This is a genomic window from Phytohabitans kaempferiae, from assembly GCF_042433955.1.
Taxonomy (GTDB): domain Bacteria; phylum Actinomycetota; class Actinomycetes; order Mycobacteriales; family Micromonosporaceae; genus Phytohabitans; species Phytohabitans kaempferiae.
In genome coordinates this window covers 18,246-39,990 of the sequence record NZ_JBHLUH010000047.1, presented here as the reverse complement: position 1 = coordinate 39,990, position 21,745 = coordinate 18,246, and the positions used below count along the sequence as shown (strand labels likewise).

20 protein-coding genes are annotated in these 21,745 nt (G+C 73.0%); 13 read left to right on the top strand and 7 right to left on the bottom strand.

Annotated features, from left to right (window positions below; all coding sequences use genetic code 11):
* The first annotated feature begins 45 nt into the window (after positions 1–45).
* The 11 genes from ACFFIA_RS22800 to ACFFIA_RS22750 all read left to right on the top strand — a co-directional run bounded on the left by ACFFIA_RS22800 (position 46) and on the right by ACFFIA_RS22750 (position 11,685).
* A complete protein-coding gene (locus tag ACFFIA_RS22800; protein WP_377253653.1) occupies positions 46–1,182 on the top strand; it encodes a steroid 3-ketoacyl-CoA thiolase in 1,137 nt (378 codons plus the stop codon).
* Entirely contained in the window at positions 1,182–3,350 is a 2,169-nt protein-coding gene (locus tag ACFFIA_RS22795; RefSeq protein ID WP_377253652.1) for an acyl-CoA dehydrogenase family protein, read from the top strand. The genes ACFFIA_RS22800 and ACFFIA_RS22795 overlap by 1 nt, the downstream gene beginning before the upstream one ends.
* On the top strand, positions 3,347–5,014 hold the full coding sequence (locus ACFFIA_RS22790; RefSeq protein WP_377253651.1) for an AMP-binding protein: 1,668 nt from the start codon (positions 3,347–3,349) through the stop codon (positions 5,012–5,014). Before ACFFIA_RS22795 ends, ACFFIA_RS22790 begins: the two co-directional genes overlap by 4 nt.
* Entirely contained in the window at positions 5,011–5,952 is a 942-nt protein-coding gene (locus ACFFIA_RS22785; RefSeq protein ID WP_377253650.1) for an SDR family NAD(P)-dependent oxidoreductase, read from the top strand. The genes ACFFIA_RS22790 and ACFFIA_RS22785 overlap by 4 nt, the downstream gene beginning before the upstream one ends.
* A gap of 103 nt (positions 5,953–6,055) precedes the next feature.
* Positions 6,056–6,916 carry an ABC transporter permease gene (locus tag ACFFIA_RS22780; protein ID WP_377253649.1) on the top strand — a complete coding sequence of 287 codons (861 nt, stop codon included), beginning with the start codon at positions 6,056–6,058 and terminating at the stop codon, positions 6,914–6,916.
* An 11-nt stretch (positions 6,917–6,927) separates the two neighbouring features.
* Entirely contained in the window at positions 6,928–8,124 is a 1,197-nt protein-coding gene (locus tag ACFFIA_RS22775; RefSeq protein ID WP_377253648.1) for an amidohydrolase family protein, read from the top strand.
* Between the two features lie 27 nt (positions 8,125–8,151).
* Positions 8,152–8,979 (top strand): ABC transporter ATP-binding protein, encoded by an 828-nt coding sequence (locus ACFFIA_RS22770; RefSeq protein ID WP_377253647.1) that lies wholly within the window; start codon positions 8,152–8,154, stop codon positions 8,977–8,979.
* 17 nt (positions 8,980–8,996) lie between these two features.
* Positions 8,997–10,115: a CoA transferase gene (locus ACFFIA_RS22765; RefSeq protein WP_377253646.1), complete on the top strand. Its 1,119-nt coding sequence runs from the start codon at positions 8,997–8,999 to the stop codon at positions 10,113–10,115.
* Entirely contained in the window at positions 10,108–11,406 is a 1,299-nt protein-coding gene (locus ACFFIA_RS22760) for a CaiB/BaiF CoA transferase family protein (RefSeq protein ID WP_377253645.1), read from the top strand. The genes ACFFIA_RS22765 and ACFFIA_RS22760 overlap by 8 nt, the downstream gene beginning before the upstream one ends.
* A complete protein-coding gene (locus ACFFIA_RS22755) occupies positions 11,390–11,548 on the top strand; it encodes a hypothetical protein (protein ID WP_377253644.1) in 159 nt (52 codons plus the stop codon). Before ACFFIA_RS22760 ends, ACFFIA_RS22755 begins: the two co-directional genes overlap by 17 nt.
* The gene (locus ACFFIA_RS22750; protein WP_377253643.1) at positions 11,545–11,685 is read left to right on the top strand and encodes a hypothetical protein; all 141 of its coding nucleotides are present in this window, start codon (positions 11,545–11,547) and stop codon (positions 11,683–11,685) included. Before ACFFIA_RS22755 ends, ACFFIA_RS22750 begins: the two co-directional genes overlap by 4 nt.
* Before the next feature lie 8 nt (positions 11,686–11,693).
* Here ACFFIA_RS22750 and ACFFIA_RS22745 read toward each other — a convergent pair whose 3' ends face one another.
* Positions 11,694–12,536, bottom strand: coding sequence for an IclR family transcriptional regulator (locus ACFFIA_RS22745; RefSeq protein ID WP_377253642.1), 843 nt, complete (start codon positions 12,534–12,536; stop codon positions 11,694–11,696).
* Between the two features lie 140 nt (positions 12,537–12,676).
* On the opposite strand from ACFFIA_RS22745, the gene ACFFIA_RS22740 reads away from it, so the two are divergent.
* Both ACFFIA_RS22740 and ACFFIA_RS22735 read left to right on the top strand, forming a co-directional pair.
* A complete protein-coding gene (locus tag ACFFIA_RS22740; RefSeq protein ID WP_377253641.1) occupies positions 12,677–14,161 on the top strand; it encodes a class I adenylate-forming enzyme family protein in 1,485 nt (494 codons plus the stop codon).
* The gene (locus tag ACFFIA_RS22735) at positions 14,158–14,997 is read left to right on the top strand and encodes a TIGR03619 family F420-dependent LLM class oxidoreductase (RefSeq protein ID WP_377253640.1); all 840 of its coding nucleotides are present in this window, start codon (positions 14,158–14,160) and stop codon (positions 14,995–14,997) included. Before ACFFIA_RS22740 ends, ACFFIA_RS22735 begins: the two co-directional genes overlap by 4 nt.
* Here ACFFIA_RS22735 and ACFFIA_RS22730 read toward each other — a convergent pair.
* The 6 genes from ACFFIA_RS22730 to ACFFIA_RS22705 are packed head-to-tail and all read right to left on the bottom strand — an operon-like array spanning position 14,978 to position 21,728.
* Positions 14,978–16,645 (bottom strand): thiamine pyrophosphate-binding protein, encoded by a 1,668-nt coding sequence (locus ACFFIA_RS22730; RefSeq protein WP_377253639.1) that lies wholly within the window; start codon positions 16,643–16,645, stop codon positions 14,978–14,980. The two genes, ACFFIA_RS22735 and ACFFIA_RS22730, sit on opposite strands and share 20 nt — an antisense overlap.
* The gene (locus ACFFIA_RS22725; protein ID WP_377253638.1) at positions 16,642–17,658 is read right to left on the bottom strand and encodes a ketopantoate reductase family protein; all 1,017 of its coding nucleotides are present in this window, start codon (positions 17,656–17,658) and stop codon (positions 16,642–16,644) included. The genes ACFFIA_RS22730 and ACFFIA_RS22725 overlap by 4 nt, the downstream gene beginning before the upstream one ends.
* Positions 17,655–18,680: an MBL fold metallo-hydrolase gene (locus ACFFIA_RS22720; protein WP_377253637.1), complete on the bottom strand. Its 1,026-nt coding sequence runs from the start codon at positions 18,678–18,680 to the stop codon at positions 17,655–17,657. The genes ACFFIA_RS22725 and ACFFIA_RS22720 overlap by 4 nt, the downstream gene beginning before the upstream one ends.
* Positions 18,677–20,131 (bottom strand): class I adenylate-forming enzyme family protein, encoded by a 1,455-nt coding sequence (locus ACFFIA_RS22715; protein ID WP_377253636.1) that lies wholly within the window; start codon positions 20,129–20,131, stop codon positions 18,677–18,679. Before ACFFIA_RS22715 ends, ACFFIA_RS22720 begins: the two co-directional genes overlap by 4 nt.
* Positions 20,128–20,562 (bottom strand): Zn-ribbon domain-containing OB-fold protein, encoded by a 435-nt coding sequence (locus ACFFIA_RS22710; protein WP_377253635.1) that lies wholly within the window; start codon positions 20,560–20,562, stop codon positions 20,128–20,130. Before ACFFIA_RS22710 ends, ACFFIA_RS22715 begins: the two co-directional genes overlap by 4 nt.
* The gene (locus ACFFIA_RS22705) at positions 20,559–21,728 is read right to left on the bottom strand and encodes a thiolase family protein (protein WP_377253634.1); all 1,170 of its coding nucleotides are present in this window, start codon (positions 21,726–21,728) and stop codon (positions 20,559–20,561) included. The genes ACFFIA_RS22710 and ACFFIA_RS22705 overlap by 4 nt, the downstream gene beginning before the upstream one ends.
* Positions 21,729–21,745: the final 17 nt, after the last annotated feature.

The window sequence follows — 21,745 nt, the reverse complement described above, 5'->3', positions numbered from 1 at the left end:
CGCCGGTCCACCCGTCTGGCTCCACTGTGGGGAGAGAAACGAAGCATGAGCGAGCCCGTTGTCGTGGAGGCGCTGCGGACGCCGGTCGGCAAGCGCGGCGGAGGGCTGGACGGCGTCCACCCGGCCGCCCTCCTGGCCGCGCCGCTGCAAGCCGTGCTGAGCCGTGCCGGCGTCGAACCCAATGACGTCGAGCTGCTCATCGGCGGCTGCGTCACCACCGCGAACGAGCAGAGCAGCAACATCACGCGCAACGCGTGGCTCGGCGCCGGACTGCCCGCGCACGTCGGTGCCGTCACGGTCGACTGCGCGTGCGGGTCGGGGCAGCAGGCGAACGCCATGCTGTCCGCGCAGATCGCCGCCGGCATGATCGGGATCGGGATCGGCTGCGGCGTCGAGTCGATGAGTACCGTCGCCCTGCACGCGAACAAGCCGGCGGGCCTGCACACGCCGCGCCCGCCCGCCTGGCCGTGGGACATGCCGACGCAGTACGTCTCCGCCGAACGGATCGCCGAACGTCGCGGGCTCACCCGTGCCGACCTCGACGAGTTCGGGCTGATCTCGCAGCAGCGGGCCGCCGCGGCGTGGCGGGAGGGCCGGTTCGACCGCGAGGTCATCGCGGTACCGGGGCCCGACGGGGCCGCGCCGGTGACCCGCGACGAGGGGTTGCGGGAGACCAGCCGGGAGGCGCTGGCCGGACTGCGCCCGCTGGCCGAGGACGCGCTGCACACCGCGGGTACCTCGTCGCAGCTCTCCGACGGCGCCGCGGCCGTGCTCTGGATGGACCGGGCGCTGGCCGAGGCCCGAGGTCTGCGGCCGAGGGCGCGGTTGCGTGCCCATGTGCTCGTCGGCAGCGACCCGTACTACCTGCTCGACGGCCCGGTGGAGGCGACCGCCGCGGTGCTCGACAAGGCCGGCCTCAGTCTGTCCGACATCGACATCTTCGAGGTGAACGAGGCCTTCGCGTCAGTACCGCTGTCCTGGCTCCGGGCGACCGGCGCGGACCCGGACCGGCTCAACGTGAATGGCGGTGCGATCGCGCTCGGCCATCCGGTCGGCAGCACCGGCAGCCGACTCATCGTCACCGCGCTGCACGAGTTGGAGCGGCGCGGCGGCCGGTACGCCCTCATCACGATGTGCGCCGGCGGCGCACTCGCCACCGGAACAATTCTTGAGCTGCTGTAATGGCCGTCGCCGCAGTACACCCGCGGGCTGAGCAGGAGAAGCTGCTGGCCGGAGCCCTGGAGAGCTGGACCCGGCGCCACGCGGGCCCGGAACAGCCCCGCACCGCCCTTTCCGGCGGGCAGGGCACCGACCCGCTGCGCGACCTGGCCGCACTGGGTTTCCTCGCCGCGCACCTGCCGGAGCCGGTGGGCGCGGGCGGTGAGCCGCTCGACCTCGCCCTCGTCGCCGAACACCTCGGCGGCGCGCTGACCGCCGGTGCGTACTTCGCCGGGCTGCTCGCCACCCTCGCCCTCGCCGACCACCTGGATCACCCGCTGGCGGCCGAGGTCTGCACGGAGATCGGCGCCGGGCGGTCCCGCGTGGCCGTCGCGGTGGACGGCGCGGTGCGGCTCACCCCGGCCCCAGGCGGCGGCCTGCTGCTGCGGGGCGAACTGCCGCTGCTCGTCGGCCCGGCCGACGCCGACCTGTTCCTCGTCCGCGCGGTCGCCGGCGACGGACCGGCTCGGGAGCGGTGGCTGCTGCTGAGGCGGGCAGAGATCGCCGTCAGCCCGCTGCCGGCATTCGACGGGGCACGGCCGATGTCGACGGGCACCGTCGACGCCCGGCTCGGGCGCGACCGCCTGCTCCCGTCCGGGCTGTCGGCCTCCGTCGCCGACGCCCTCGGCCTGCTGTGCGCGGCGGAGGCGGCCGGGACCCTGGACTGGTGCACCCGCACGGCGGCGGCGCACGCGACCGTCCGCGAGCAGTTCGGCCGACCGATCGGGGCGTTCCAGGCCGTCAAGCACAAGTGCGCCGACCTCCTCGTGCGGCGGGAGACCGCCAAGGCCCTCGTGTGGGAGGCCGCACGCACCTGGCACGCACCGCACCGCGCGGTCGCGGTCGCCGCGGCCGCCACGCTCGCGCCGGACCTGGCGGTCGCCGGCGCCGGCTCCTGCCTGCAGATCCTGGGCGGCATCGGGTTCACCTGGGAGCACGACGTGCACCTGCACCTGCGGCGCGCGGTGGTGAACCAGCGCCTGGCCGCCACGCCGGGGCGGGCCGCCGAACTCGGCCGCCGCTGCCTCGCCGACGGCCTGCCCGTGGCCACGCCGGCGTCCGGTGGCGGCGAGGTGGGGGAGCGGGATCGGGCCGCGATACGCCGCTGCGCGGGCCTGGCGCCGGAGCGACAGCGGGCGGCGCTGGCCGCCGAAGGGCTCGTCGCCCCGGAGCTCGCGCCGCCCTGGGGGCGCGGGGCCGAGCCGCACCAGGCGGCTCAGCTCGCGGCGGCGATGCGGGAGTACGGCATCGAGCCGCCCGACCTGGGCATCGCCCGCTGGATACTCCCGGTACTGCTGGACGGGGCGGGCACCGCGGAGCGCGACCGGATGATCGCGGCGATCCTCGCCGGCGAGGAACGCTGGTGCCAGCTGTTCAGCGAGCCCGGGGCCGGATCGGACCTGGCCGGCCTCTCGACCCGGGCGGTGCGGGTCGAGGGCGGATGGCACCTGCACGGCCAGAAGGTCTGGACCTCGCGCGCCCACGAGGCCACATGGGGATTCTGCCTGGCCAGGACCGGCGGCGGTCCCCGGCACCGGGGCATCAGCTGCTTCGCGGTCCCCATGAGCGCGCCGGGCGTCCAGGTCCGCCCCCTGCGGCAGATCACCGGGGAGGCGCGGTTCAACGAGGTGTTCCTCGACGGCGTGTTCGTACCCGACTCCCTGCTGCTCGGCGAGGTCGACGGTGGCTGGCGGCTGGTGCGGCTGTCGCTGGCCGCCGAGCGGACCGCGATGAGCACGATGGCCTTCGCCGACGGCGGCTTCGACCGGGTACTGGCCACCGCGCGGGCGTTGGATCCCGACCCCGCCACGCTGGAGCGGCTCGGCCGGCTGGCCGCGGCGGAGTACGCCGTCCGGGCGCTCGGCACGCGTGCCTCGCACGCCCGGTGGGAGGGCGTACCGGGCCCGGATCCGACGGTCCGCAAGCTCGTCAGCGTCGGGCACCGGCAGGACACCGCCGCGTTCGGGCTCGACCTGCTCGGCCGCTCGGGGCTCGGCGACGGCGCCGACGCGCGGCACTGGCAGCACGCGTTCCTGGATACCCGGGGGCTCAGCATCGGAGGAGGGACCAGCGAGGTCATGCGCAACGTGATCGGTGAACGGCTGCTCGGCCTACCCAGGGACCTACCGTGAGCGACAGCGCGGTGACGACCGTCCGTGACCTCGTGCTCGCCCGCGCCGGCGACCACCGGACCGGCCTGCTCTTCGAGGACCAGCGATGGACCTGGGACGAGGTGCTGACGCAGGCACACCGGTGGGCGGACCTGCTCCGTGCGTACCAGGGATCGGAGCCCCTACACGTCGGTACCCTGCTCGAAACGACTCCGGAGCACCTCTTCCTGCTCTGCGGGGCAGCCCTGTGCGGAGCGACGGTCGTCGGCCTCAACGCCACCCGCCGGGGCGCGGCGCTGGCGCGGGACGCCCGGTTGGCGGACTGCCGGCTCCTGGTCACCGAGCCCGCGCTCGCGCCGCTGCTGTCCGGGATCGACCTCGGCGTACCGGTTGTCGAGGTGGACCAGCTCGGCGCGACCCAGCCGGATGGGACGGCCCGGTCCGTGCCGCCGCCCGTACCCCCGGACTCGCTGTACCTGCTGCTGTTCACCTCCGGTACCAGCGGCGAGCCGAAGGCGGTGCGCAGTTCGCAGGGGGCGATCGTGCGCCGCGGGAAGAAGGTCGCGGACCGCGTGGCGCTCGGCCCGGACGACGTGGTGTACATCTGCATGCCGCTGTTCCACTCGAACGCCATCATCGCCGGGTTCGCGCCGGCGCTGACCGTCGGCGCCGCGATCGCGCTGCGCCGGTCGTTCTCCGCGTCCGGGTTCCTGCCGGACGTGCGCCGGTTCGGCGCGACCTACGCCAACTACGTCGGCAAGCCGCTGAGCTACGTGCTCGCCCAACCCGAGCGCCCCGACGACGCGGACAACCCGCTTCGGGTGGTCTTCGGCAACGAGGGGGCCGAGCGCGACATCGTCGAGTTCGGGCGGAGGTTCGGCTGCCTGGTATTCGACCACTATGGACAGACGGAGGGCGGTGTGACCCTCGCCCGCAGCCCGGGCGACCCGCAGGGCGTGCTGGGCCGGGGCAGCGGCGCCGAACAGGTGGTGGATCCGGCGACCGGGCGTGAGTGCCCGCGGGCCGTGATCGAGGACGGCCGGGTCCGCAACGCCGAGGAGTGCGTCGGCGAACTTGTCAACGCCGGCGGCCTGGGCTCGTTCGAGGGGTACTACAAGGACCCCGAGGCCGAGCGGGAGCGTACCCGGGACGGCTGGTACTGGACCGGCGACCTCGCCTTCCGGGACGAGACGGGGCTGTTCTACTTCGCCGGCCGGCGGGGCGACTGGGCCCGTGTGGACGGGGAGAACCTGGGCCTGGCCGGGATCGAGCGAGTGCTGCTGCGCCACCCGGACGTCGTCAACCTCGCGGTCTACCCGGTGCCGGACCCGGCCGCCGGTGACCAGCTGATGGTGGCGCTGCACTGGCGGGCCGACCGGCCCTTCGACCCCGCCGCGTTCGAGCGGTGGCTGCGCGAACAGCCCGACCTCGGTCCCAAGGCGGTACCCCGCTTCGTGCGGCTCACGACCGGACTGCCGATGACGGCGACGAACAAGGTGCACAAGCGAGCCCTCGTGGCCGACCGGTGGGAGGTCGACGACCCCGTGTGGTGGCGGTCGCCGCGGACCGACCACTTCCGCGCGTTCGACGAAGCCGCGCGGGAGTCCTGGAACCGGCTCTTCGAGCGGCACGGCCGGGCCGCGGTGCTCGACCTGGCCGGTACCACGTTCGGGGGCGGGTCGTGACCGCCGTGGATCTCGCCGGGCGGGTGGCGATCGTGACCGGGGCGGGCCGCGGGCTCGGCCGGGCCGAGGCGCTCGCGCTGGCCGCCGCCGGCGCCCGGCTGGTCGTCAACGACGTGGACACCGCCGCGGAGGAGGTCGTCGACGAGATCGTCGCGGCCGGCGGCGAGGCTGTCGCCGACCACGCGGACGTCGCGGACCTCGCCGCCGCCGGCGCGCTGGTCGACGGCGCGGTACGGCGGTTTGGCCGGCTGGACGTGCTGGTGAACAACGCCGGGATCGTACGGGACCGGATGGTCTTCACGATGTCCGAGCGGGAGTGGGACGACGTGCTCCGGGTCCACCTGCGGGGCCACTTCTGCACCACCCGCTGGGCCACGGCGTACTGGCGGGCGGAGGCCAAGGCGGGGCGGCCGGTCCGGGCCTCGATCGTCAACACCGCCTCCGAGGCGTTTCTCAACGCGCCGGCGGGACAACCCAACTACGCCGCGGCGAAGGCGGGAATCGTGGCGCTGACGGTCTCGACCGCGAAGGGGTGCGCGGCGTACGGGGTGCGGGCCAACGCGATCTGCCCACGGGCCGCGACCGCGATGACCTCCCCGATCTTCGCCGACCGGCCCGAGGACGCGCAGCGGCTCTCGCCCGGACACGTCGCCCCGCTCGTGGTCTACCTCGCCTCGGAGGCGTCCGCGCCGGTCAGCGGCAACGTCTTCATCAGCTACGGGCCGCGGGTCGGTGTGCTGGCGCCGCCGGTTCTCGCGGCCACGGCAGACGCCGCGGCAGGTCGCTGGACGCCCGAGGCGTTCGCGGCCGCGTTCGCCGAGCCGGCCTTCGCCGACCGGCTGGGCCGGGGCTACGCCGCCGACGACGTCGTCGCGGCCGCCGCTGACCTGTGGGGACCCACTGGCGAGGCCCGGCGTGGCAGGCCAGAGGTCCATTGACCTTGCGAAATCCGGTTGATAGCGTGAAATCCGCTTCCACAATGCGGATACCGGGTCGGGTCGCGCCTACGAGACCCGGGCCGAGCAGCGGAAAGGAAGAGTCGTGAGTCCAACCCCGCAAGCCGTGTCCGACCCAGCGGAGGGGACCACCGCTGCGAAAGCCAGCGCGGCCGACGCGCTCCTGAACCGGCCCGTCGAGAAGCCGAGTCTGCTGCGCCGGCGGCCGGAGCTGGTGCTCTCGCCGGCGGTGCTGGTGCTCGTGTTGGTCGTGTGGCACCTGGCGGTGAAATGGTTGCGGCTGTCCGACTTCGTCCTGCCGCCTCCCGCCGAGGTGATCCAGGCCCTGATCCGCAACACGCAGGAGGGGCGCTACACCGACCACCTCATCTACACCGTGCGCAACTCGCTGGTCGGGTTTGCCGCGGGGACGATCCTCGGCGTGCTGGTCGGCGGCCTGCTCGCGGCTTCGTCCATTGTGGAGCGGGTGCTGCACCCGTACCTCGTGGCGTTCCAGACGTTCCCCAAGATCGCACTGGTGCCGATGCTCACGATCTGGTTTGGCTTCGACGCCCAGCCGAAGATCATCATCGCCGCGATCCTCGCGTTCTTCCCGGTCATGGTCAACGCGTACGCCGGCCTGACCGCGGTCGACGTGGAGTCCGAGGAGCTGATGCGCTCGCTGCGGTCATCACCGCTGCAGACGTTCGTCAAACTCCGGCTCCCGACCGCGCTGCCGTACATCTTCGCCGGTCTCGAGCTGGCGCTGGTCTTCGCCATCCTCGGCGCGGTGACCGGGGAGTTCCTCGGCTCGCGGGAGGGGCTCGGCTTCCTCATCCAGCAGTTTTCGGTGCAGCTGCGGACGGAGGACATCTTCGCACTGCTCATCATCTTCGCCGCGCTGGGCATGGGAGCCCACATGCTCATCAGCTGGCTCCGCAAAAAGGTCATCTACTGGCAGGGCTGAGGAGACACACCATGACACAGACGATGCCGCGCCGGCTGCCCGAGCCAGAGCCGCGGGAAGTGCACTACACGGTCATCTCGGTCGACGACCACGTGGTCGAGCCACCGACCACGTTCGAGGGGCGCATCCCCGCCGCGTTCGTCGACCGCGCACCGCGCGTGGTCGAGGACGCCTCGGGCGAGCAGGCCTGGCTGTACGACGGCGAGCTGCTGCCCAACATGAGCGTGCACGCCACGGTCGGGTTCGAGCTCACGAACGCGGGCTTCGACCCGCAGCGGTTCGACCAGATGCGGCAGGGCTGCTGGGACATCCATGAGCGGGTCAAGGACATGGACATCAACGGCATCGCGGCGTCGCTGTGCTTCCCGTCCAAGCTCGCCGGCTTCGGCGGCTACCGCTTCTCCATGAGCCGCGACGTGGAGCTGGGCCGGGTCGCGTTCGAGGCGTACAACGACTGGCACCTGGAGGACTGGGCCGGCGCGTACCCGGGCCGGATCATCCCCTGCCAGATCCCGTGGCTGCGCGATCCGGCCGTGGGCGCCGAGTACATCCGGCGCAACGCCGAGCGCGGATTCCGCGCCGTGACGTTCCCGGACAACCCCGAGCACCTGGGCCTTCCATCGGTCCACACCGGACACTGGGATCCGCTGCTGCAAGCCTGCGCAGACACCGGCACGGTGGTGTGCCTGCACGTCGGGTCGGCGTCGTACATCCTCGGCGCGGCCTCGGACGCGCCGCTGGACACCAAGACGGTGCTCTTCCCGCTCAACTCGAGCGTCGCGCTGGTGGACTGGCTCTACTCGATGCTCCCGGTCCGCATGCCAAACCTGAAAATCATGCTGGCCGAGAGCGGGATCGGTTGGGTGCCCTCGATGCTGGACCGGCTGCGGTACTGCGTCGACCAGAACCACGCCGGGTACGCCGGGGGCTGGACCAGCAAGGAGTTCTCCCCGACCGAGATCGTGCGGCGCAACTTCTGGTTCAGCTCGCTGGAGGACCCGTCCGGGTTCGAGCAGCGGCACCGCATCGGGGTGGATCGGATCCTGGTCGAGTCCGACTACCCGCACCCGGACTCCACCTGGCCGGACACGCAGGAGGTGCTGCACCGCCAGCTGCGCGACCTGGACCCCGCCGAGGCGGACCGGATCACCCACGGCAACGCGGCCGAGCTGTTCCGTTTCCCGGTCGCCAGGACCACACGGTCCTGACGCGGCGAGATGGCAGGAGGAGGAAGCGTGCCCGAAGCGGTCCAGCAGCGTAGCCGGCCCGACACCCAGGACGCGCCAGCGCCAAAGGGACTGATCACCGTCGAGGGTCTGTCCAAGGTGTACGAGACGCGCTCCGGCGAGCGGGTCCTGGCGCTGCGCGACATCGAGATGGAGGTCCGCGAAGGGGAGTTCGTCTCGCTGGTCGGTCCGAGCGGCTGCGGCAAGACCACGCTGCTCAAGATCATGGCGGGCCTCTACCCGGCCTCGCTCGGCGCGGCCTCGATCGACGGGCAACCGGTGGCCACACCGCATCCCGACATCGCGATGGTCTTCCAGAGCCCTGTCCTGCTCGCCTGGCGCAGCGTCCTGAAGAACGTCATGCTGCCCGGGGAGATCGCCGGGCGGAGCCGCCGCGACAGCGAGCAGCGGGCCCGGGAGCTGATCCAGATGGTCGGGCTCGCCGGCTTCGAGAACAAGCTGCCCCGGGAGCTCTCCGGCGGCATGCGGCAGCGCGCCTCGATCGCGCGGGCCCTAGCCGCCGGCAGCCGCATCCTGCTGATGGACGAGCCGTTCGGCGCGGTCGACGCGTTCACCAGGGACGTCCTCAACATCGAGCTGCTGCGGATCTGGGAACAGGACCGCAAAACGGTCGTCTTCGTCACGCACAGCGTCGCCGAGGCCGTCCTGCTCTCCGACCGGATCATCGTGATGGGCGCCCGCCCCGGCCACATCATCGAGGACTTCAAGGTCCCGCTGGCGCGGCCACGGAGCATCGACGACATGGCCTTGCCGGAGGCGGGCATGGCCGTCAAGCACATCCGCCACCTGTTGACCGGACCGGCGGTCGGTGGCTGAGCGTCAGGAGCGGGAGTTTGGCGGAGGCGAGCAGACCACGGGCGGAAACGGCTGAGGGGCCGCTGCACGGCGTACGCGTGGTGGAGATCGGCCAGGACATCGCCGTCCCGTACGCCGGCCGGCTGCTGCGGCTGCTCGGCGCCGAGGTACACAAGGTCGAGCCACCAGGGGGCGACCGGCTGCGGCGGCACGCGCCGAACGGTACGGCGGCCGGCGCCGGAGCACTGTTCCGCTACCTCAACGCCGGCAAGTCGTCGCTCACCGTCGACCCGTCCGGGCCGGACGGCCACGCCCTGATCGCCGCGTTGTGCGCGGACGTCGACCTGGTACTCGTCGACGAAGGGCTGGGCGCCGTAGCGGGGCTGGGCGCGGATGTGGCGGACCGGGCCGGCGCGGTCGTGCGGCTCGTCGACTTCGCGGCGGACGGCCCGTACGGGCAGTGGCAAGCCTCCGACCTGGTGCTTCAGGCCGCGGCGGGCTGGGTCTCACCGCGCGGGCGGGCCGACGGCGACCCGGTGCCGGTCGGCGGCCGGCTGGGGGAGTACGCCGCGGGGACGTACATCGCGGTCGCCGGCCTCACCGGCTGGCGGTCTCAAGTGGACGGATCACCGGTGCGGGTGCTGGTCGACCGGATGACGGCGGTCTTCAACACCGTCGCGTTCGACATGCTGCGTCGGGAGACCCTGGTCGAGCTGGGGTACACCCAGACCCGGTACACCGCCTACATTCCCGGGCCGATGGCCTGTGCCGACGGCATGGTCGCGGTGAACTGCCTGACCGGACAGCACTGGCAAGACCTGTGCACGCTGCTGGGCGTGCCGGAGTACGCCGACAAGTACGTCGAAATGCGCTACGACCGCGGGGACATGGCGGCCTTCTACGCCGCGGTGCGGCCGTGGTTCGCCGAGATGACCGTCGCCGAGACGGTGGAGCTCTGCCAGGCGTTCCGGGTACCCGCGGCACCGATAACCACCGGCGCGACGGCGCCGGAGCTTCCGCCGTTCCGGGAGCGGGGATTCTTCGTGGCCGCGCCCGACGGCGGGCTGCATCCCGGACCACCGTTCCGGCTCCGCGACGTCCCGGCGCGGACCCTCGGGGACGCGCCGATGCTGTCGCAAGGGCACTCGCATGGCTGAGCGGGACGCGTTCGCCGGGCTCCGGGTGCTGGACCTGGGCACTTTCTGGGCCGGCCCCTACCTGGGCAGCCTGCTCGGCGCGATGGGCGCGGACGTGGTGAAGGTGGAGGGACCGCGCCGCGTGGACGGCTTCCGCTTCCTCGCCGCCTTCCCCCAGCAGGGCAGCCGGTGGTACGAGCTGAGCGGCCTGTTCCAGGCGACCAACCTCAACAAGCGCGGGCTGACCCTGGACCTCGGGACCGACGAGGGCCGGGCGGTGTTCGAGCGGCTTGTCGCCGGCGCCGACGTGGTGATCGAAAACTTCTCGCCCCGGGTCGTCGAGCAGTTCGGGTTCGGCTACCCGGCGCTCGCCGCCGTCAACCCGCGGATCGTGATGGTCCGGATGCCCGGGTACGGACTGGAGGGTTCGTGGCGCGACTTCGTCGGCTTCGGCAACTCCTTCGAGTACGCCGGTGGCATCGGCTGGATCACCGGCGACCCGGACGGCCCGCCGCTCGGCCCCGGCGGTTACGCCGATCCGCTGGTGGCGATGCACGGCGTCCTGGCACTGGTCGCCGCGCTGCGGGATCGGGAGCGCACCGGGCGGGGCCAGCTGATCGAGCTGGTGCAGGCCGAGGTGGTCGCCGCGATGACGCCGGAGCCGGTGCTGCACCACGCGCTCACCGGCGAGGTGCTCGGGCGTACGGGTTCCCGGTCCGCCGAGTGCGCGCCGCAGGGCGTGTACCCGTGCCGCGGGGAGGACGAGTGGCTCGCCCTGACGGTCCGCGACGAGGCCGACTGGAAGCGGCTGGTGGCAGTCGTCGGCGAGCCGCCGGGGCTGCCCGCGGCACGGCTATCCACTCTGGAGGGACGGCGGGCCGAGCACGACGCGCTCGACCGGTGGCTGTCCGCCTGGACCCGGGAGCGTGACCCAGCCGCCACCGCCGCGCTGCTACAGGAGGCGGGGATCCCGGCGGCGAAGGTGCTCACCCCGGCCGCGATGTACGGCGACCCGCAGTTGACCGCGACCGGCTACTACCAGGCGATCGAGCATCCGCTGAGCGGGGTCCGCCGTTACCCGGCCTGGCCGTTCCGGTACCACGACGGCCACGGTGGCGATCCCGGCACCGGTGCCGGGGCGCGGCTCACCCACCGCTTCCGCTCGCCACTTCTGGGCGAGCACAACGAGGAGATCCTGCGCGGGCGGCTGGGGATGAGCCTGGAGGAGATCGACGAGCTGCGGCGTCGCGGCGTGATCAGCGAGCGGATGCTCGGGACGGACGAGGAGACGGACGATGGCGGAGATACGTGACGAGACCCCGGTGCGGGTCGGCAGCCGGGTGCGCTGCGAGCGGTGCGGCACCGAGATCGTGGTGGTACGCCCACCCGCGCGGGCGCTGGTCTGCTGCGAGGTGGCGATGTCCCCGTTGGCGAGTGGTCGGAGGTCGGCGTGAACCTGATCGGAAAGCGGTACGAGTGCGCGCGGTGCGCGGCGGAGGTGCTCTGCACCAAGCAGGGCGACGGTTCCCTGAACTGCTGCGGCGAGCAGATGCGGCTCAAGGTGGCCAAGCCGCTGCCCGCGTCGGACTGAGCCGGCGGTCACGCCAGATGGTGGCTACCCGGGTATCCCAACCGGGCCGAGATCTGCCGCGCCGCCTCGAGCAGGTCGGGGACATGCCGCTCCATCAACGGACGGGTCCACCGGTCCGCCGGCCCGGTCACGTTGACCGCCGCGATGGCGACACCCTGGTCGCTGAGGATCGGCACCGCGATCGAGGTCGCGTTCGCCACCACCTCGCCGATGCTCATCGCGTACCCCTGGCGGCGGATCAAGGCGAGATCGTCCTCCAGCTGCTTTCGGGTCGGGATCTCGACCTCCGGGTAGTCGACCCGGTCGGCCTGCTCCAGCCGGCTCAGCACACGGTCCACAGTGCCCGGTGCCGAGAACGCCAGGATGGCGTGGCCGGTGGCACCGATGAACAGCTCGTAGATGTGCCCGACGCCGGTGCTCAGGCGCAGCGGCTGGCGGCTCACCAGCTCCGCCACGCAGTACCGGGCCTCGGCGGTGGGGCAGTGCAGACCGACGGTCTCGTTGGTGAGCTGGCGCAGCTCTTCGAGGTACGGCATCGCCGCCGTCACCAGGTCCTCGTTCGCGGACCGGTGCATCATCACCCGGGCCAGGTTCATCACCGCGGGTCCGAGGCTGTAGCGGTTGGTCACCGAGTCCTGCACCAGGAAACCGCTGCTCTGCAAGGCTTTGACCATCCGGTGCACGGTCGGCATCGTCAGCCCGGTCTGCCGGGTCAGCTCGGTCAGCGAGACCGTCGGGCGCTCCACGGTGAAGCACTTGAGGAGCTGCAACGCCCGGTGGATTGCCTGGGAGCCCCGCTCGGCGCCGTTGGGCGCGTCGCCGGTGGACAACGCATCCGCCTCTTTCGTCATCGTTCCCCTGTCAATTTTCCAACTCGCCATGAAGTGGAAGTATATTTCACGACGTGGACTACTGAGGCCAATCGATGAGACCTATACCACTACCACGTGAGTTCGCGTGGCGCACAGTCCCCTCCCTCCTGGCCGCTCGCGTGGCGCGGACACCCGACGCCAGGGCCGTCGTCGGGCGCTCCGGGAGAGGTTCCTACCACACCCTCAGCTACCGAAACCTGGACGCGGCCGCGGGCCGTGTCGCGGGCGCGCTCGCCGCGGCCGGCGTACGGCGCGGAGACCGCGTGGGCTGGCTGCTCGACAACGGCAACGGTACCGACGCGCTCGTCGTCTACCACGCCGTGCTGCGACTCGGCGCGGTGAACGTACCAGTCAACGCCCGGCTCGCGCCGCCCGAGGTGGAGCACATCCTGCGCCACAGCGGGGCCCGTCTCGTGCTCGTCGGGGCGGAGCAGCGGGACCGAGTCGCCACGGCACCGTGCGACGTCGTGGTCCTCGACGGCGCCGACCCGCTCGCCTCGCTGTACGCCACGCCGGTGCCACCGGTCGAGGGCCTGCGCGACACCGATCCGGCGAACCTGCTCTACACCTCCGGCACGACCGGGCGGCCCAAGGGGGTCCTGCACACTCACGGCTCCTCGCTCGCCGCCGCGATCGGCTGGAGCGACGCTTTCCGCCTCACCCCGCACGACGTGCTGCAGAGCCCGTTCCCGATCACCAGCGGGGCCGGGCTGCACTTCAACGCGCTGTCCTGCACGTGGGCCGGTGCGTGCGTCGTCGTCGACGACTACGACACCGTGGCGAGCCTGGCGCTGATCGCCGAGGTCGCGACGACGGTGTACGTCGCCGTCCCCTCGATCTACGCGTACTGGCTGGACAGCCCGGCGCTCGCCGGAGCCTCGCTGGGCACCCTGCGCATCCTCGACTACGGCGGGGCCAGCATGCCCGCCGCGCTGATCGAACGGCTGCGGGCTGCGGTGCCCTCGGCCGGGCTGATGCAGACGTACGGGCTCACCGAGGCCGGGCCGGGCGGCTGCTACCTGCCGGAGGAGTACGCGTTGACGCGGCTCGGGTCGATCGGCAACCGCTGCGCCGGCCAGTTCACCCGGGTCCGCGTCGTGGACGAGGACGGGGCGGACGTGGGAGCCGGCGGCACCGGCGAGCTTCTGCTGCGCGGCCCGTCGGTGATGGCCGGCTACTACCGGGACGAGGAAGCCACCGCGGCGGCGTTCACCGACGGCTGGCTGCGCTCCGGCGACGTGGTCCGCGTCGACGAGGAAGGCTTCCTCTACCACGTCGACCGGCGCAAGGACATCATCGTGCGCGGCGGGCACAACGTGGCCAGCGCCGAGGTGGAGGGGGCGCTGCACGCCCACCCGGCGGTACTCGAGGCGGCGGTGATCGGCGTGCCGCATCCGCGGCTCGGCGAGGACGTGTACGCGGTGGTCGTGCTGAGTGGCAGCGCGGACGGACCGCCCCCGACCGCCGACGACCTGATCTCGCACTGCCGCACCCTGCTGGCGGACTACAAGTGCCCGCGCCGGGTCGAGGTGGTCGACGCGCTGCCCCGCAACGCCGCCGGCAAGGTCCTCAAACAGCAACTGCGAGAGGGGGTACGGGCGTGAGCGCGCCAGCTGTCGGTGTGATGTACGCCAACGTCGGCGCGCTCGCCTCCCCGGAGTGCGCGCGAGCGCTGGCCCTCGCCTGCACGGAGCTGGGCGTCGAGTCGGTGTGGACCGTCGAGCACGTGGTGGTGACGCCGGCGATGCGGCAGGCCCGCAGCTACCCACCGGACCGGCGGACACCTGACGTGCTCGCGGACCAGCAGCCGGTACCCGACCCGTTGCTCTGGCTCACCTGGTTCGCCGCCCACAGCAGCGACGTGCGGCTGGGCACCGCCGCGCTCGTGCTGCCGCTGCGCGACGCGTCGGTGACCGCGAAGGAGGTGGCCACCCTCGACGTGCTCTCCGGCGGCCGGGTCGAACTCGGGGTCGGGGTCGGCTGGGCGGAGGACGAGTTCCGGGCGACCGGCCACCCGTTCGACGGGCGGGGCCGGCTCGTGGAGACCCAGCTCGACACGCTCCGGGAGCTGTGGGGGGAGCGGCCGCACCCGGAGGCGGGCGGCTGGGCCCGGCCGGCGCCCGTCCAACGCCCGGTGCCACTGCACATCTGCGGCAGCTCGCCCGTTGCCGCGCGCCGCGCCGCGCGGCTCGGCGCCGGCTTCCTCCCGGCCAACCTCGCCGACGCGGCGCGCCTGGTGCCGTACTACCGCGAGCGGGCAGCCCGGCACGGGATGGATCCCGCCAGGCTGCCCGTGACGCTGGGGGCGTCCACTCGCGCCGAGCACCGCGAACTGCTGCGGACCCTGGCCCCGGCGCGGGTGCTGGTACCGCCGCCCGCGGGACCGGCCGAGAAGGTGCGTGACCAGCTCGCGGCGCTGCTCAGCCGGTACGCTTGGTGACCTGCCGCGGCGGGTCGAGCACCTCGGCGTACCAGGGCGCCAGGAGCAGCCCGTCGATAGGCACGTCGATCAGCAGCGGGGCGTCGCCGGACCAGCCCCGGACCGCCTCGGCCAGCTCGGCGGCGGTGGTGGCTCGCCGAGCCGGGCAACCGAAGCCGGCGGCCACCTCCACCAGGTCCGGGCCGGTGAATCGCGCGATCTCGTCCGGCAGCCCCTCGTGCCGCAGGTGGTGGATCTCCGCGCCGTAGGCCATGTCGTTGAAGACGACGATGAGCAGCGGGACCGCCTCCCGCACCACCGTGTCCAGGTCGGCGATGGACGTGGCGAGCCCGCCGTCGCCGATCACGCATACGTGTGCCGGCCCCGGCCGCGTGACCGCGGCCCCGATCGCCACGCCGAGAGCCTGCCCGATCGCGCCGAAGGTCAGCGTGAACTGGTACTGCCGGGGGTCGGGCACCGCGATGAACTCCGTCGGGAACCCGATGTAGTGCCCGCCGTCCACGGTCAGTACCCGGTCGGCGGGGAGCGCCTTGTCGAGAACCATGGCCGCGATCCTCGGGTCGAGCTGATCCGCGTCGCTGCCGTCGGTGACACCGTCGTCGGGCTGCCGCGCCGCCAGCCGCTCGAAGGCGCCCTCGGCGGCCCACCGCGCCGGTGCGTCGCCCGGCTCCGGCAGTCGGGGCAGCAGTGCCTCCACCAACGCGTGTACGTCGGCGACGATCCCGTGGTCCGGCCGCGCCTGCCCGCCGATCGCGTCGGCGTCGTGGTCGCACTGCACGAGCGTGGCGCTGGGGAAGAGCCCGCCCCGGGCGATCGTCCACACGCTCAGCGACGCGCCGAGCGCGACCACCAGGTCGGCGGTGCCGAGCAGGTCCCGGGCCAGCGGATGGGAGAAGCCACCAACCACGCCGATGTCGGCCGGGTGGCCGCGGAACCGGTCCTTGAGCAGCGCCGTGGTACCGAGCAGCGCGCCGGTCCGCTCGGCCAGCGCCGCCACCGCCTCGACGGCGCCGGACCACTGTGCGCCCCGGCCCGCCACCACCACCGGATGGGCGGCTTTGGCGAACAGCTCCGCCAGCAGCGCCACGTCCGTCTCGGCCGCGGGGACCCGCTCCAGGCGCACCGCCGGCGCGGCCAGCGGCACCGGCGCCCAGGTCCGCCGCTGCACGGCGCCGGGCACGCTCACCACGACCGGCCGGCGCTCGCGCAGCGCCAGCTCGGCCGCCTCGATCAGCGCCGCTCCGGGATCGGCGTCGGTCACCCGGACGTACGCGGCGCCGGTGGCGGTGACGAGTGGCTCCTGCTCGATCGCCTGTCCGGCGGGCCGGCGACCGAGCGGCAGCTCGCTGGTGATGACCAGGACCGGGGAGGAAGAGCGGACCGCGGTCGTCAGCGCGGTGATCGCGTTGGTCAGGCCCGGCCCTTGGATGACCGTGCACACGCCCAGCCCGCCGGTGGTCCGCGCCTGGCCGTCTGCCATGTTCACCGCGCCGGCCTCGTGCCGCGTCGCCACGTACCGGCCGCCGCGCTTCGTGAACTCACCGATCATGTGCATGTTGCCAACGCCCATCACGCCGAACATCTCGCGCGTGCCGAGGCATTCGAGCGCGTCGACGAGACGGGTGTAACCCGCGATTTCCGTACTCACGCAAGCCCTTCCAGGTTGTGTACTCCCGGCGTCCGTACGCCGCGGACCAGTTCCTCCACCCGCTCGGTCAGCGCCAGGTTGACGGGAGCGGCGATCCCGGCCCGCGCCCCGGCCTCGACGACCGCGCCGTTGAGCCAGCGGACCTCGACCGACCGCCCCTTCTCGGCGTCCTGAAGCATCGACGGCTTGAGGTCGGGGAACCGCGCGTAGGTCCGCTCGAACGCGGCGTGGAAGTCCCGTACCGCCTCGGGATCGCCGACCAGCAACCGCTCCACGTCAGGGCCGTACATGATGGCGGGCTCGGTCGCCACGCCGGTGGCGCGCGCCACCGCGACCACCTCGAGCCCGGCCCGCAGGCAGACCGTCCGCACCGCGGGCACGGCCGCCATCCGGCCCAGGCCCAGACCCACCAGGGTCGAGACAGGGTTCAGCAGGCAGTTGCGGGTGAGCTTGCTCCACAGTTCGACCCAGATGTCCGCCGAGACGACCACCGGCAGCGCCGCGCGCAGCCGGTCGGCGATCCCCGGGACCACGCCGGCCGTCGCACCGTCGACAGCGCCGATGACCAGGTCGCCGTCGGACCGCTGCTGTGCCACTCGACCCGGTCCGAGGAGCGCGCCGTCGAAGCGGACCACGGCACCGACCGTGCGGGACGCCCCTACCACCTCGGCGATGACCGGCTCGTTCAGGCCGTTCTGCAACGACACCACGGGGCACCGCGGCGGCAGCCGGTCGACGAGCTGGAGCAGGGTGTCACGCGTTCGGTCCGACTTCACCGCGAGCAGGACGAGGTCCGGCGCCGGCGCCGCGGCCACCGCGGCCGGGTCGGAGAGCTGGATGGCCGCGGGCCGGGTGTGCAGTACACCGCCCGGGTGTTCCAGGGTGAGCCCGTGCCGCCCGATGCGGTCGACGTGTTCGGCCCAGTTGTCGAAGACGGTGACGGACTTGTCCGCGCCGACGAGCCGGGCCGCGATGCCGGCTCCGATGCCGCCGGCCCCCACCACCCAGATCATGATGGCTCCGCTACCGGTACGGCGGCCCAGCGCTGCGGTGGTCCGGGCGAGACCGTGGCAGCGCCGAGCGTGGCGAGCCGCAGCAGGTGCGCGTGGGTCTCGCCGAGCGCCGCCCGGACCAGATAGGTGGGCAGCGTGTCCAGGCGGTGATGCCAGGTGAGCTCGCCACACACGTCGTACACCGTCTCGGCGCCGCGTCGCAGCACCATCAGCACCTCCTGGAGCCGTTCGTCGTGGTGGTGCACCAGTTCCTTGGCCCGTCCCGCGGCGTCGGCGATGAACTGCTGGTGGGCCGGGAAGGCGACCCGGGGGCCGAGGTCGGCCACCGCCAGCAGCGAGTGCAGGTAGTCCGACAGGGGATCGGGGTCCGTGTGCGGTCCGAAGGAGATGTTCGGCGTCGCCCGGGACAGCAGGTTGTCCCCGGCGAACACCGCTCCCTCGGTGGGCAGGTCGAACATGAGGTGACCCGGCGTGTGCCCGGGCGAGTGGACGGCGACCAGCTCCCGGCCGGGTATCGGTGCCCGGTCACCGTGCTCCAGTTCCAGGTCCGGGTGGCAGATCTCGATGTCGCCGGGACCGACGAGTATCGCCCAGGTCAGCTCCGCCGCCTTGCCGTCCGGCACGCCGGCGACACGCAGCCACTGCCGGGTCAATGCGGCACGGTTCCCGTCGACGCCGTACCGGTCGTCGATGATCGCGGCGTCGGCGGGGTGCAGGGCGACCCACGCGCCGGTGGCCGCCCGGATGTGCGCCGCCAGCCCGTAGTGGTCGGGGTGGATGTGGGTGACCAGGACACCGCGCAGGTCGGCGAGCGAGGCACCGGCGGCGGCGAACCCGGCCGCCAGCAGGTCCGGTGCCTCGGGGCTCGGCCACCCGGCGTCCACGAGGTAGAAACCGTCGTCCGCCTCGATCGCGTAGACCCGCACGTACGCCAGGCCGGTGCCGGTCATCGGCAGCGGGATCGCCCAGACCCCGGGCAGGACCCGCTCCACCGGGGGAAGGGCCGGTGCCTGGGCGGTCACCGAGCCCCCAGCAGATCGCGTACCGCGGAGCGGGGGACCTTGCCGGTGGCGGTCTCCGGCAGCTCGTCCATGATCTGGACCAGGTCCGGCGCCTTCAGCGACCCCAGGTGCCGCCGGACCCACTCCCGGATCGCCTCGGGCTCCACGGTGCCGGCGTGAGGGACGACGGCGGCGGCGACCCGTTCGCCCCACTCGGGGTCCGGGATGCCCACCACGGCCACGGCGGCGACGTCCGGATGCCGCAGGACGACGTCCTCGATCTCGCCCGGCGCGATGTTCTCCCCGCCCTTGATGATGACGTCGTCGGTCCGGCCGCCGAGGAACAGGTAGCCATCAGCGTCGATCCAGCCGGTGTCCCCGGTACGCAGCCAGCCGCCGACCGCGCCGCCGGGCGAGACCTGCGCGCCGCGCACCTCGACCAGGCCGGGGGCGCCGGTCGACAGCGGCTGCCCGTCGAGGTCGACGACGCGCACCTCCACGCCGGGTAGCACCCGCCCGACCGATCCGAGGCGTTCGACCGCGACGGGATCGCCGAGCGCGGCGGCCCGGTGGTCGTCGGGGCCGAGCACGGCGACGGTGGAGCTGGTCTCGGTCAGGCCGTACGCGTTGACGAAGTCGGTCTCCGGGAAGGCGCGCAGGGCACGTTCGATCGTGGGCCGGGGCATCCGCGCGCCGCCGTAGGCGAGGCTGCGCAGGGCGGGCGCGGCCAGGCCGGGCTCCCGGTCCAGCGTGTCGAGCACGCGCGCCAGCATCGTCGGCACCAGGAACGCGTGGGTGACGCGTTCCTCGGCGGCGGCGCGCAGCCAACCCTCGGGGGTGAACCGGCCCAGCGGGACGAGCCGGCGACCCGAGTAGCACGCGGTGAGCACGGCGGCCACCGCGGCGATGTGGAACGGCGGCGTGGCCAGCAGCAGCGCCTCGTCCTCGGCGGCGGCGCCGAGGTCGACGGTGTTGGTGACGTAGCTGAACAGGTTCGAGTGGGTCAGCGTGGTCAGCCTCGGCGGCCCGGTCGTGCCGCTGGTGAAGAGTTCGACGGCGGTGTCGTCGGCCTCGGCGCTGGCCGGCCCGTCGGCGGCCGGCGGTGCGGCGAACAGCTCGGCGTCGTCCACTGTGGCCAGACCGGCAGGCGCGGCGATCCCGGCGCCCAGCACGACGTGGGCGCCGGGCAGCCGATCGAGGAGTTCGCCGACGCGGTCGGCGGGCAGCCGGTGGTTGACCGGGACGAACGGGAGGCCGGCCCAGGCGGCCGCGAAGAGCGCCACCGGAAGGGCGGCGGTGGCCTCGGAGAGCAGGACGACCCGGCGCGCGTCACGGCCGCGGAGCAGGCCGGCCGCCGCCGCGACCCGGTCCCGGAACGCCGCGAAGGTCAGCGGTGTGCCATCGGGGGCGCACAGTGCACGCCGGTCGGGATGGGCCTCGGCCGCCATCTCCAGCAGCAGCGGCACACTCACGATCGCGCGTCCACGGGGCGGAACCGTGGCAGCGCGACGCCCTCGGCGACGTCGTCGAACTGGACCTGGACGGCCATGTCGATGTGCACCTCCTCGGGGGCGCAACCGACGACGTTCGCCATCAGCCGGGGCCCCTCGGTCAGCTCGACCAGCGCGACGACGTACGGCACGTCGGCGGCGAAGGCCGGGCTGGGCGCGCGCCGAACGATCGTGCACGAGTAGACGGTTCCGGTACCGGCGGCGGGCCGCAGCCGTACCGCGCGCCCGTGGCAGCGCACGCAGACCAGCCGCGGGAAGAGCTGGTCCGCGCCGCAGTCGTCGCAGTGCTGCACCATGAGCCGGTGCTCCGCGGCGGCGCTCCAGAACTCGGCGCTGTCCTGGTCCGGTACGGGCAGCGGCTTGGCGGGAGCCGGTGGCATGGCGGGCGTCACTGGGGCACCTCCGAGGAGAAGATCGCGGTGCAGTGCGAGGCGAGGATGCCGCCCTCGGTGTGCACCAGGGCGGTGCGCGCACCGGGAACCTGCCGCTTGTCGGCCTGGCCGCGCAGCTGGTGCACCGCCTCGGTGATCATGAAGACGGAGCTGGGCTTGCCGGCGTGGGAGTGGGAGAGCACGCCGCCGTGCGTGTTCGTCGGCAACTGCCCGCCCAGCCGGGTGTGGCCGGCCGCGACGAACTCGGCCCCCTCGCCCTTGGCGCAGAAGCCGAGGTCCTCCAACTGCATCGGCTGGATGAACGAGAACGCGTCGTAGATCATCGCGACGTCGATGTCCTCGTGGCGGCAGCCGGCCGCGGCGAACGCGGCGCGCCCGGATTCCGCCGCACCCGTTTCGCTCAGCTCCGCGGCCTGGGAGACGTGCTCGAACGGGTGCGACTCGCCCATGCCGAGCAGGTACACCGGGGGTTGGCGCAGGTCTCGCGCGCGGGCCGCGGAGGTGATCACGAATGCGGCGCCGGCGTCCGAGACCGTCGCGCATTCGAGCATGCGCAGCGGGTCGGCGATCAGGCGCGAGCCGAGTACGTCGTCGACCGTCAGCGGTTTGCGGAACTGCGCGGTCGGGTGCAGCGCGGCGTGTGCCCGGTCGACGACGGCCACCTCGGCGACGTGTTCCGGCTTGATGGCGTACCGGTGGTAGTAGCGGGCGGCGATGAGCGCGTACAGCGCCGGGATCAGCGGGCCGGTCGGCGCCTCGAACTCCGGGTGCCCGATCGTCGCCATCGACTCGATCGTCGCCTGCCGGCCCATCCCGGTGGCCAGGTTGTCCGCCTTGGCGATGACCGCGACCTTGGCCTGACCGGTCATGATCATCGCCGCCGCGTACTGGATCAGCGCGGCCGACGTGGAGCCGCCGGTGTTGACCGTCAGGCAGTGCGCCGGACGGATGCCGAGGTACTCCGCCACCATCTCGGCGTGGTAGAGGTACGGCCGCGGCCGGGAGTTGCCCGTCATCAACAGGTCGATGTCGGCCAGCGTCAGGCCGGCGTCGCGGACCGCCGACTCGATCGCGTCGGCGTGCAACTGCGTGCTCGATCGGTCGGGGATCTTGCCCACCGGTGTCTCGCCGATCCCGACGATGGCGACCGCGCCGCGGATTTCCACTCCCGCTCCTTTGTCGA